The following is an 11,869-nucleotide window of genomic DNA, read 5'->3' as shown; positions in this document are numbered from 1 at the left end:
AATTCACCGCACTTTTTTATAGGGAGCAAACAATGGCAGAAGAAACAATTTTTAGTAAAATCATCCGTAAAGAAATTCCTGCAAATATTGTCTATCAAGATGAATTAGTCACTGCGTTTCGTGATATTTCACCACAAGCTAAAACACATATTTTGATCATTCCAAATAAAGTAATCCCAACAGTGAATGATGTAACGGAGCAAGATGAAGTAGCGCTAGGTCGATTATTTAGCGTGGCGGCTAAACTCGCTAAAGAAGAAGGTATCGCGGAAGACGGTTATCGCCTAATTGTGAATTGCAATAAACATGGTGGGCAAGAAGTATTCCACTTACATATGCATTTAGTCGGTGGTGAACCTTTAGGTAGAATGTTAGCGAAATAATGAAAAAATATTTTTTAATTTTGGCGAGCCTTGTGCTCGCTGCTTGTTCAAGTTCAGTAGAAAACTTAACTTATTCAACGAAGCCGATTTTGAATATCACATCTAATCTTTCGCCTTTAATTCAAGTTGAAACGAGTCAAAAATCAGCGCTTATAAAAAATAAAAGTCAGCAACTTTTGAATATAAGTTACTACTTGTATTGGTACGATTATTTAGGGGTAACCCAAACTTGGGAAAATCAGCAAGAGAGCTATTGCGCTCAATTGTTGCTAAAACCACAAGAAGAGAAATCGATCGATTTAATTAAACCCACTGTAGAAAGTAGAAATTATCGCCTTTATTTAAAATAATTTATGAGCACGTTGTTAATTGATTTAAAAGGAAAAGAGTTGGAACAAGAGGAGGTTGAGCTACTTTTTCATCCTCTTGTTGCGGGATTGATTTTATTTACTCGAAATTTTGAAGATAGAGAACAAATTCAAGAATTAATTCGTTCTGTTCGTCAACGAGTGAAAAAGCCTTTATTGATCACGGTAGATCAAGAAGGGGGACGAGTTCAACGTTTCCGTGATGGATTCACAATGTTGCCTTCAATGCAGGCTTTTCAAGAAATATTGTCAGCAACTGAACAAGTGAACTTCGTTAAAGAAGCAGGTTGGCAAATGGCTGCAGAAATGATTGCCTTGGATATTGACTTGAGTTTTGCGCCGGTGCTGGATTTGGGGCATGAATGTCGAGCGATTGGTGATCGCAGTTTTTCATCTGATGTAAAAAGTGCGGTAAATTTAGCAACCGCTTTTATTGATGGTATGCATCAAGCTGGTATGGCATCTACAGGTAAACATTTCCCTGGCCATGGCCATGTATTAGCCGATTCTCATTTAGAAACACCTTATGATGATCGCGCAAAAGACGAAATTTTTAGTGGCGATCTCCAACCTTTCCAGCAGTTGATTTCACAAAATAAACTCGATGCTATTATGCCTGCGCATGTCATTTATAGACAATGTGATAGTCAGCCTGCAAGTGGTTCAGAATATTGGTTGAAAGAAATCTTACGAAAACAATTAAATTTCCAAGGTGCAATTTTTTCCGATGATCTCGGTATGAAAGGCGCCGGTGTAATGGGTGATTTTGTAGAGCGTAGCAAAAAAGCACTGAATGCAGGTTGTGATCTTTTGTTACTGTGCAATGAACGTGAAGGTGTCATTCAAGTATTAGATAATCTAAAACTTAATGAAAATGAACCGCACTTTATGGCTCGTCAAGCTCGCTTACAAAATTTATTTAAACGTAGAGTGATCAAGTGGAATAACTTGGTTTTAGATCAACGTTGGAAACTGAATCATCGAAATCTCGCAGATATTCAAGGCCGTTGGTTAGATATTCAGGCCGCAAGAAAATGATTGGTTGTCGATACTATCAACAAAATGAATGTCGTTCTTGTCAATGGCTTGGCATACCTTATAGTCAACAATTAACTGAAAAACAACATCATTTAAAGCAGCAACTGATTTCTATTAATTGCGATGGATCTCAATGGTTGGCTCCTTTTCAATCTGATGAACAAGGCTTTCGTAATAAAGCTAAGATGGTTGTTAGTGGTAGTGTTGAACGCCCGATACTTGGCATTCTAAAAAATCCTAATGATCCGCAAAGTGCGATTGATTTGTGTGATTGTCCCCTTTATCCAACTCATTTTTCATTGATTTTTCCAGTTTTGAAGGATTTTATTGGTCGTGCTGGTTTAGTACCTTATAACATTGCTAAACAAAAAGGTGAGCTTAAATATATTTTGCTGACAGAAAGTATTGCGACGGGAAAATTAATGTTGCGCTTTGTATTGCGCACAGAAAATAAATTGCCATTAATTCGTCGAGAATTACCCAAATTATTGGAAAAATTACCGCACTTAGAAGTGGTTAGCATTAATTTACAACCACAACACGCAGCTATCTTAGAAGGTGAACAAGAGATTTTTCTGACAGAACAACAATTTTTACCTGAGAATTTCAACGGTATTCCGCTCTTTATTCGCCCACAAGGTTTCTTTCAAACCAATCCTAAAGTGGCGGCGGGATTATATGCAACCGCTCAGCAATGGGTAAGAGAATTACCAATCTATAAAGTCTGGGATTTATTTTGTGGCGTGGGAGGATTTGGCTTACATTGCGCGAAAGCTTTACAGGAAAAATGGGGAAAAAGTATTGAGTTGACTGGACTTGAAATTTCCTCATCCGCTATTTTTGCTGCGAGTCATTCCGCTAAAATATTGGGTTTAGAACATGTAAATTTCCAATCCCTCGATGCGGCGAGTGTGATGAAAAATCAAGATGAGAATAAGCCAGACCTTGTGATTGTAAATCCGCCTCGTCGTGGAATTGGAAAGGAATTAAGTGAATTTCTTAACCAAATTCAACCGCACTTTATCTTGTATTCCAGCTGCAATGCTGTGACAATGGGTAAAGATTTACAGCATCTCACTTTTTATAAACCATTGAAAATTCAACTTTTTGATATGTTTCCGCAAACATCTCACTATGAGGTATTAGTTTTACTAGAAAGAAAAAAGATTAATTAAGGTGAGATAGAAAAAGCTAGGGAATTTGAAATAAGGGTGGTGGAACTAAGCAGAATTGGTCTTAACAGCAAGTGGCTTACTGCACGCATCCCTGCGGGATTTCTACCTAGCCCACCATAGATTAGAAAATGCATCTTGGTGTTCTAGCTTTTGCGGCATAAAACTATGCAATAAGGTTATAAACCTTTAAAGCCACTATATCAGGAGACCAATCCTGTCTTCCCACTATATTTGTAAGAAGTTGGGTAATGATAGAATCCTTTATATTAATTGTCAATTAATGTTTTGAATATTATTTCTAATTAAACAAAAACCATCCAAATTGATTTTGGATGGTTTCATTTTGAATGATTTATGATGAAAAATTATCTTGCGCCATACACTACGATGGTTTTTCCATGGGCATGGATAAGATTCTGATCCTCTAACATCTTAATAATACGTCCTACAGTTTCTCGTGAGCAACCAACCATTTGCCCTATTTCTTGACGTGTAATTTTGATTTGCATTCCATCAGGATGTGTCATTGCGTCAGGCTGTTTAGCTAAGTTCATTAGCGTTTGAGCAATACGACCTGCCACGTCTAAGAATGCTAAATTACTGACTTGGCGTGAAGTATTTTGTAAACGTCTTGCCAATTGCGCGGTTAAAAACATTAAGATTTCTGGGTTTGCTTGAATTAATTGGCGATATTTTTTATAAGAAATCTCAGCAATTTCACATGTTGTTTTTGTTTTTACCCAAGCAGAGCGTTTTGAACCTTCATCAAATAATCCAGCCTCACCAAAGAATTGTCCTGCACCCAAATAAGTGAGAATCATCTCTTTACCTTCATCATCTTTTGCTGACACCATTACAGAGCCTTTAATGACATAATAAAGTGTCGTTGCATCTTCACCTGCGTGAATTAAAGTCGATTTTGCGGGATATTTATGTAAATGGCAGTGAGTAAGAAACCAATCTAAAACTGGATCTCGTTGAGTTGTCTCTTCTTCTTGAGAGGAGGTGACAACTTCATCAATTTCGGTTAATTCATTTGACATTCGTGCTCCTTACATTCCTGTTTCAAAAATTCCGTTTTATTTTTGATGTCAATGGATTCATGCAATTCAGACCATACAATCACCGCAATTCCATTGCGAATTTGAGTCAGTAAAAGTTGTTTTTTTTGGTTGAGTGAAAGTTCTTCTATACCGTAATCGGTTCCTTCGCGTAAAATTACGCTTTCTACGATATTATCTAATGTTTCTGCTTCCAGTTCTTGCCAAGGAATAATCATATATTTACTCGGTAAAGTCAATTAGGCAAAAAGTGGCTCGATAAAACGCCATTGTTGTTCGAAAGACTGGCTTGCATTCAGACGGAAGTTAGTACGAACATAGCGCATAAATTGTCCTTCACATAGTGTCACTAAATGCGAAGCAATTATGCGTTCATCCACATTAAAGCCGCGTCCTTCACGCAATTTTCGCATCTGTAAAATATTGACAAACTGCATTTCAAGACGATTAAAAAATTGTGCGACTCGAACTTGTAATTGAGCGTCTTCAAACATTAATGCATGACCCGTTAGAATTCGAGTTAACCCAGGATTTTTACGGGCAAAGTCTAAAATTGTTTGTAAAATATCATGAATGCGATTCATTGTTTGGGTTTCGTTACGCATAGAAGCGGTAATACGGCTTAATAAGGTATTTTCAATGTGCTCGATTAAGGCTTCAAACATTTTTGTTTTGCTTGGAAAGTAACGATATAACGCGGCTTCTGATACCCCCACTTCTTTTGCTAGACGAGCCGTTGTCATACGCTCCATGCCGCGTTCGGAATGAAGCATATGTATCAACACAGTAAGCACTTGCTGACGACGTTCTTTTACCGTTCTTTTTTCAATTTTTGGTGTTTCAATTTTAGGCGCAATGTCTTCTACGCCTGATAAAGATAATTGTTCTTCTACCATAAATTATTGTTTACCTGAATGACCGAAACCACCTTCACCACGTTCGGTTTGTTGAAAATCTTCTACAATATTAAATTCAGCTTGTACTACTGGCACGAAAACAAGTTGAGCAATGCGATCGCCGACTTCAATTTTGAATGGCTCATTTCCACGGTTCCACATTGATACCATTAATGGCCCTTGATAATCGGAGTCAATTAATCCCACAAGGTTTCCTAGTACAATGCCGTGTTTATGACCAAGACCCGAGCGAGGCAAAATTACTGCCGCTAAATTTGGATCTGCAATATAAATTGAAAGGCCCGTCGGAATTAATTTAGTTTCACCTGGTTGAATTTCAAAGCTTTCATCGATCAATGCACGTAAATCGAGACCTGCCGAACCTTCAGTTGCATAAGTTGGCAGAGGAAATTCATTTCCAATGCGAGAATCTAAAATTTTTACGTCAATTTTTTTCATGTCATACTCCGTTTGAAATTCATTTTTAGGTAAAAGTGCGGTTGGAATTATAAGGTTTTTTGATAGCGTTCTATGATTTCATTAACTAAATCAGCTGCAAGTTCCACTTTCGATTTTAGCGATAATTTTTTATAACCATTTTTCCAGAAAAGCTGCAAGGCATTTTCATCAGCGTTAAAAACTTGTCCGCCAGATACATCGTTGGCACAAATCATATCAAGATTTTTGCGTTCAAGTTTATCTTTTGCATAATCATCAACATTTTGGGTTTCGGCCGCAAATCCAACAGTAAAAGGACGATGTGTTTTTAAATGTCCTACATCTGAGATAATATCGGGATTTTTAATTAACTTGATTGATATTTCATCCCCTGATTTTTTGATTTTTTGGTCAGCAACTTCAGCTACTCTGTAATCAGCAACGGCCGCACAACCAATAAAAATTTGATTTTTCACCGCACTTTCAAGAGAGGCTTGCCACATTTCTTGTGCTGAGGTGACATTAATTCTATTTACATTTTTTGGTGTTGTTAAATTCACTGGCCCTGAAATCAGCGTGACGTTCGCCCCACGTTCGGCAAATGCTTCAGCAATTGCAAATCCCATTTTACCTGAACTATGGTTAGAAATATAACGAACAGGATCGATTGCTTCACGCGTTGGGCCTGCTGTAATGGCGACATTTAATCCTTGTAGATCTTGTTTTTGAGAGAAAGAGTCAGAAAGTGCGGTAAAAATTTCCTCTGGTTCTGACATACGCCCTTTCCCCATATCGCCGCAAGCTTGAAAACCACTATTGGGGCCGATAAGCTCAATCCCTCGAGTTTGAAGAGTCGTTAAATTTTGTTGAGTAATGGATTGGTGATACATCTGCTGATTCATTGCTGGCGCAAGAAAAATTGGCGCATTAGTCGCAAGACAAATTGTTGAAAGTAAATCATTCGCCATGCCGACAGTAAGACGGGCAATAAAGTCTGCACTAGCTGGCGCAATAATGATGGCATCAGCCCATTTGGCGAGTTCAATATGCCCCATTGCCAGCTCTGCTTGTGGATCAAGTAAAGATTGTGCGACAGCATTGCCTGAAATGGCTTGAAACGTTAAAGGCGTAACAAATTCTGCTGCAGCTGGGGTTAATACTACACGTACTTCAGCTTCTGCTTTACGTAATAAACGAATCAACTCTATTGTTTTATAGGCAGCAATTCCGCCAGTTATGCCAACTACAATATGCTTTCCGTTTAATTTCATGTTTCAACCTTTGTTAGTACTTAGCCACAATTCCGTTATTTTACTTTAATTTTATTGAATGCCCAATGCTATTTTTGCGATACATATCGCAGACTTTGTATAAGTTGCTCGTAAAATGAGAAAAGAGCGGTCAAAATTTTTTCTATTTTGCGTTCAATATTTTATGGAAAACAATGATTTAATGCCGCGCGAAAAATTGCTTAAATTTGGCGTAGAAACTCTCGCTGATTATGAATTGCTGGCGATCTTTTTACGAACTGGCATAAAAGGCTGCCCAGTCATTCAGCTTTCGAAAAATGTCTTATCACATTTTGGTTCCTTGCATGCTTTACTTTCTGCGGATGAAAAAGCCTTCTGTTCCGTAAAAGGCTTAGGCATTACGCAATTTATTCAACTGCAAGCAATTACGGAAATGACCAAGCGTTATTTAAAGCAAGAGATGTTAAGTACGCCAATTATTAATGATCCTGAAACGGTAAAACTTTTTTTACTCACTGAATTGCAACATGAGGAAAGAGAAGTGTTTATGGTTTTATTTTTGGATAATCAACATCGTCTGATTAAAAAAGAGCGGTTATTTTTAGGGACAATTAATGTATCAGCTGTTTATCCTCGGGAAATAATTAAAGAAGCACTTTATTGTAATGCGGCAGCTTTAATTTTGGCGCATAATCATCCTTCGGGTATAACGGAGCCGAGTTATTCGGATCAGCTTATTACTAAAAAAATTCAAGATTCGGCTGAACTAATGGAAATTCGCGTGCTTGATCATTTAATTGTAGGGAAAAGCGATTGTTATTCTTTCGCGGAGAATTGTTTATTATAAATTTTTATAATATTGACCATTTTTTTACCGATTACATTCAGGAAAATCGCATTTACACTTGAGAAATGAAAACAAAGCCAGTATAATTTGCGACCTTTAATATAGTAAGCGGGTCGGATTAGCGCGACCTGACGAGGTAGCAAGCTAGTTTTAACTGGCTTTAAACAATCCGAACCGTAAGCTCGAGCTTATATTTAATTATTGGAGATTATTATGTCTAGAGTTTGTCAAGTAACAGGCAAGCGTCCAGCTGTGGGTAATAACCGCTCACACGCGATGAATGCGACACGTCGTCGTTTTCTTCCAAACCTTCATACTCACCGTTTCTGGGTTGAAAGTGAAAACCGTTTCGTAACCTTACGTTTAACTGCGAAAGGTATGCGTATTATTGATAAAAAAGGCATTGATGCAGTATTAGCTGAAATCCGTGCTCGTGGCGAAAAAATCTAAGGAGCTAAAAAATGGCAGCTAAAGGCGCTCGTGAGAAAATCCGTTTAGTTTCTACTGCAGAGACCGGTCACTTCTACACAACTGATAAAAATAAACGTAATATGCCTGAAAAAATGGAAATCAAAAAATTTGATCCAGTAGTGCGTAAACACGTTATCTATAAAGAAGCAAAAATCAAATAATTTTGCTTATTTAGAAAAAGCCCGACATTGTTCGGGTTTTTTTGTATCACGAATTTATTAAGGAACAAATCATGCCGGAACTTCCCGAAGTCGAAACTGCACTACGTGGTATTAGCCCTTATCTTAAGAATTTTACGATTGAGAAAGTTGTCGTGCGCCAGCCTAAATTGCGCTGGGCCGTATCAGAGGAATTGATAACGCTAAAAAATGTAAAAATTGTCGATCTCACTCGTCGAGCAAAATATTTGATTATTCACACTGAAAAAGGTTATATCATCGGGCATTTGGGCATGTCAGGTTCGGTGCGAATTGTGCCACAGGATAGCGCAATAGATAAACATGATCATATTGATATTGTGATGAACAATGGCAAATTATTGCGTTATAACGATCCTCGTCGTTTTGGTGCATGGTTGTGGACGGAGAATTTAGATGACTTTCATCTTTTCTTAAAGCTGGGACCTGAACCGCTTTCTGATGAATTTAATGCAGAATATTTATTCAAAAAATCTCGTCAAAAATCCACCGCACTTAAAACTTTCTTGATGGATAACGCCGTGGTGGTGGGCGTTGGAAATATTTATGCGAATGAAAGTTTGTTTATTTGTGGTATTCATCCACTTAAACTCGCTAAAAATCTGACCCGCAATCAGTGTATTTCCTTAGTGAATACGATTAAAGATGTATTGAGAAAAGCTATTATTCAAGGTGGGACGACACTTAAAGATTTCTTACAGCCCGATGGTCGCCCCGGTTATTTTGCGCAAGAATTACTGGTCTATGGCAATAAAGATAAACCTTGTCCGAAGTGCGGTACAAAAATTGAAAGTTTAGTCATAGGGCAACGTAATAGTTTCTTTTGCCCGAAATGTCAGAAAAGATCTTAGGATAAAGTTCAAAAGCATTATTGATTATTGTATGAAATTTAGTCATAATTTCAAATCTTCTCTAAAGTAAACAAGGATAAAAAATTATGGAATTAAATAGATTATTAATAGTGAAATTTGTGAAAATTTCCTTTCCTTTCCTTTCCTTTCCTTTCCTTTCCTTTCCTTTCCAGCATATTCTCAGGATTCTAATTCGGAAGAAAATAAACCTTTAATACCTAGTAATGAAAAAGAGTATAAGGCAGCAGAAGCCTCTATTACAGAGCATATTAACAATGCTGTTGATCATATTAAGAAAGAAGAAGAAAAAATTGTATATGATCGTAAACTTGAAGGACAGTCCGTATTTTCTGACGGAAATGAAAGTGTATCAGGACTTTATAATAAGCCTATTGATGGTAGATCTTATTTATTTGCTCTTCAATCATCGCGCCCCCCAGTAAATAATCTAAAGTTGATCAATATTACTGATATTGCATCAATTACAGAAGTTTTTTCTACGCGTTGGGGACAAAATGGGCAGTATGGTTCAGGAATAAATAATCTCGCTTATATTGAAAATAATGGAAATATTACTGGAAAAGGAACAAGAAGTGAGGAATCTGCAATACATTTACGTTCTAAAAATGATTTTTATTTTAAAAATAATGGAAAAATAACAACAAATACCAGTGGATGGATACGGGCGAATAACATAATGGTATTAGAAAATAAAGGTTATTTTTATAAACATGGTATTTCTGGGGGGGAGGCCGCTATTTTAAATAGCGGTAAATTAGATGACATGAGTATTGATGGGGGCGATTTGTATTTTTCTAATACGGGAGAGTTTAATAATACCCGTGGAGGGCATCCAATATCAAAACGAGAATATATAAATACTGTCGGATTGAATGAACTTTTCAGATCATATGATCAGCTGATAAGCTTTATGACTGATCCATTTGCAGAACGTCCTCGTATTAGCGCAAATAACTTATATGGAGTAAATAGTGGAAAGCTAAGTGGCTATATACAAATGACATTTAAGGACGGATATTTTATTAATTCAGGTAAGATTGACGGGCTTCTCCTTATGGCTGATAAGGGCTTATTTGTTAATCGCGGTACAGCATTAGTAAATATATATGGTGGTACACAAACATTAACAGTCGATTTAAAAAACTCTACACTTTTAAAGAATTCTTATATTGACCGAAAGCAAGCTGAAACTCGTGTTATAGTTAATGAAAAAACAATTATTGAAGATATTTTAGAAGCGGATGGAGCCAATGAAACCCTTGTTGTGAGCAGAGATAAAGATAGTGAGCTTCATCATGTTGAGGCCGGTATGGATAAATATGTTGGTTTCGAGCATTTAGAAATGCAAGGTAAATGGGATATTAAGGAACATGATGCTAAATTCAATCAATCTATCACTTTTAATAATGCTGAGATCGAGCTAGCAGGTAAAACATTAAATAGCCCAGAAGTAAAAAATTCAGAAAGTAGTGCTATTAATGTTACATCTAACGCTGACGTAAAAGGAAATTTTACAAATCAGGGAACAGTGAGTTTAACAGGTACATTAACTACTTCAGGCAATGTTGAAAATAGCAGCACCATTGAATTTAATAATGGTCTTCAAGGCACAAAACTTGTGACTTCGGGTGACTATACTGGAGCGGGAGAAAAAAGCCTATTAAAAATGAATGTGGACGCAAGTGCGGGCAAAAGTGAATTCGATTTACTTGATGTCGGCGGAAAAGCAAGTGGTACGACTAAAATTGAGTTTAGGGATCCTACAAAGTTAGCAGCTAAAATGAAAAATCGAGTGAAATTGGTTAAAACCCAATCATCGGATGAAAATGCATTTTCTCTCGTTGAATCAAAATATGGTCGTTATAAGTATAAGTTTTATAATGTGGCTCATGATACAGACGGCTATAGTAACTGGTATTTAGAACAACTCCCGACTTTCCGTAAGGAAGTGGCAGGCATTGTATCAGGCTTTGCGGCAAGCCAGAATTTGTTTACTCACACATTCCATGATCGTGCAGCGAAAGATAAATTACCAGAGGAGCATACAGCTTGGGCGAGGGTTTATCATCATAATACGAAATATCAGCTTAATGGTGTAGATTCAAAAGCCGATGCGCATTCAGATACCCTACAGTTGGGATATGATGCGTTGAAATATAACAAGGGAACCAGCAAATTTACAGCAGGTGCCTATGTGAGTTTAGGTCGTCAAAAATCAGAAACCTATTTGGTTGAAGATGATGAAAGAGTACGCAGTAGCACAAAGGGATATTCTCTAGGGCTCTACGCAACATGGGAAAAACCAAACTGGTATGTGGATAGCTGGATCCAAGTGAATCGCTTAAAAACTAAAGTGAATACAAGCGATGAAAGATCGGATTATAAAACGACCGCACTTCAAGCTTCATTAGAGGCTGGATACAATAAGTTATTAAAGCAAACGGATAATTATGCTTATTACGTTCAGCCACAGGGTCAGGTTATTTACTATCACTTCCATAAACCAGATATGGGTGAAGAAGTGGCAGTGTTAAATCCTCGTTATTTCATTACACGTTTAGGTGTGCGTTTTTACCAACAATCATTAAATCACCCAAATCATGGCGAACCTTATTTGGCATTAAATTGGTGGCATCATACAAATCAAACAAGTGTAGTCACTGATGAAAAAGCGATTTCAATTAAAGGGATAAAAGATCTGAAAAATATTGAGGTCGGGATTGATAAATGGCATATCACAGATAATCTTTCCGTATGGACAAATGTTGGCTATTACATGGGCACCCATAATTATCGTGATATTCGATATAATTTAGGCGTATCTTATCGCTTCTAATTTATATTATTGAATTGTTTGGAAAGGTGGATTTTTA

The 11,869-nt window shown here is 37.0% G+C and carries 14 protein-coding genes; 9 read left to right on the top strand and 5 right to left on the bottom strand.

The annotated features are described in order from the left end of the window. The first annotated feature begins 32 nt into the window (after positions 1-32). From hinT to rlmC, 4 genes are read left to right on the top strand one after another with little or no spacing between them, the layout of a single operon-like run. A complete protein-coding gene (gene hinT, locus DV415_RS04830) occupies positions 33-383 on the top strand; it encodes a purine nucleoside phosphoramidase (protein ID WP_065249363.1) in 351 nt (116 codons plus the stop codon). After that, entirely contained in the window at positions 383-733 is a 351-nt protein-coding gene (locus tag DV415_RS04825) for a YcfL family putative periplasmic lipoprotein (RefSeq protein ID WP_118789840.1), read from the top strand. The genes hinT and DV415_RS04825 overlap by 1 nt, the downstream gene beginning before the upstream one ends. A 3-nt stretch (positions 734-736) precedes the next feature. Next, entirely contained in the window at positions 737-1,789 is a 1,053-nt protein-coding gene (nagZ, locus tag DV415_RS04820) for a beta-N-acetylhexosaminidase (protein WP_118789839.1), read from the top strand. Then, positions 1,786-2,964, top strand: a complete 1,179-nt coding sequence (rlmC, locus tag DV415_RS04815; protein ID WP_118789838.1) for a 23S rRNA (uracil(747)-C(5))-methyltransferase RlmC — start codon at positions 1,786-1,788, stop codon at positions 2,962-2,964. The genes nagZ and rlmC overlap by 4 nt, the downstream gene beginning before the upstream one ends. 365 nt (positions 2,965-3,329) lie before the next feature. On the opposite strand, the gene crp is transcribed toward rlmC, so the two are convergent. The 5 genes from crp to coaBC are packed head-to-tail and all read right to left on the bottom strand — an operon-like array spanning position 3,330 to position 6,630. Then, on the bottom strand, positions 3,330-4,007 hold the full coding sequence (gene crp, locus DV415_RS04810) for a cAMP-activated global transcriptional regulator CRP (protein WP_005633332.1): 678 nt from the start codon (positions 4,005-4,007) through the stop codon (positions 3,330-3,332). After that, complete coding sequence (locus tag DV415_RS04805) at positions 3,992-4,243, bottom strand: YheU family protein (RefSeq protein ID WP_005631427.1); 252 nt, start codon at positions 4,241-4,243, stop codon at positions 3,992-3,994. Before DV415_RS04805 ends, crp begins: the two co-directional genes overlap by 16 nt. A 21-nt stretch (positions 4,244-4,264) precedes the next feature. Beyond that, on the bottom strand, positions 4,265-4,921 hold the full coding sequence (gene slmA, locus DV415_RS04800; RefSeq protein WP_118789837.1) for a nucleoid occlusion factor SlmA: 657 nt from the start codon (positions 4,919-4,921) through the stop codon (positions 4,265-4,267). Positions 4,922-4,924: 3 nt separating this feature from the next. Beyond that, positions 4,925-5,380 carry a dUTP diphosphatase gene (gene dut / locus DV415_RS04795; RefSeq protein WP_005631431.1) on the bottom strand — a complete coding sequence of 152 codons (456 nt, stop codon included), beginning with the start codon at positions 5,378-5,380 and terminating at the stop codon, positions 4,925-4,927. A 47-nt stretch (positions 5,381-5,427) separates the two neighbouring features. Beyond that, a complete protein-coding gene (gene coaBC, locus DV415_RS04790) occupies positions 5,428-6,630 on the bottom strand; it encodes a bifunctional phosphopantothenoylcysteine decarboxylase/phosphopantothenate--cysteine ligase CoaBC (protein ID WP_118789836.1) in 1,203 nt (400 codons plus the stop codon). Between the two features lie 163 nt (positions 6,631-6,793). On the opposite strand from coaBC, the gene radC reads away from it, so the two are divergent. From radC to DV415_RS04760, 5 genes are all read left to right on the top strand, one after another. Next, complete coding sequence (gene radC, locus DV415_RS04785) at positions 6,794-7,456, top strand: RadC family protein (RefSeq protein ID WP_118789835.1); 663 nt, start codon at positions 6,794-6,796, stop codon at positions 7,454-7,456. A 213-nt stretch (positions 7,457-7,669) separates the two neighbouring features. Continuing rightward, complete coding sequence (rpmB, locus tag DV415_RS04780) at positions 7,670-7,906, top strand: 50S ribosomal protein L28 (protein ID WP_005542826.1); 237 nt, start codon at positions 7,670-7,672, stop codon at positions 7,904-7,906. Positions 7,907-7,917: 11 nt separating this feature from the next. Then, positions 7,918-8,088 (top strand): 50S ribosomal protein L33, encoded by a 171-nt coding sequence (gene rpmG, locus DV415_RS04775; RefSeq protein WP_005613503.1) that lies wholly within the window; start codon positions 7,918-7,920, stop codon positions 8,086-8,088. Between the two features lie 71 nt (positions 8,089-8,159). After that, entirely contained in the window at positions 8,160-8,975 is an 816-nt protein-coding gene (gene mutM / locus DV415_RS04770) for a DNA-formamidopyrimidine glycosylase (protein ID WP_118781915.1), read from the top strand. Between the two features lie 454 nt (positions 8,976-9,429). Next, positions 9,430-11,832: an autotransporter family protein gene (locus tag DV415_RS04760; protein ID WP_118789833.1), complete on the top strand. Its 2,403-nt coding sequence runs from the start codon at positions 9,430-9,432 to the stop codon at positions 11,830-11,832. Positions 11,833-11,869 lie beyond the last annotated feature (37 nt).

The organism is Haemophilus haemolyticus (genome assembly GCF_003490595.1).
Classification (GTDB): Bacteria; Pseudomonadota; Gammaproteobacteria; order Enterobacterales; family Pasteurellaceae; genus Haemophilus; species Haemophilus haemolyticus_L.
The sequence above is the reverse complement of the archived record's forward strand: the minus strand, read 5'-3'. Positions and strand labels throughout refer to the sequence as shown.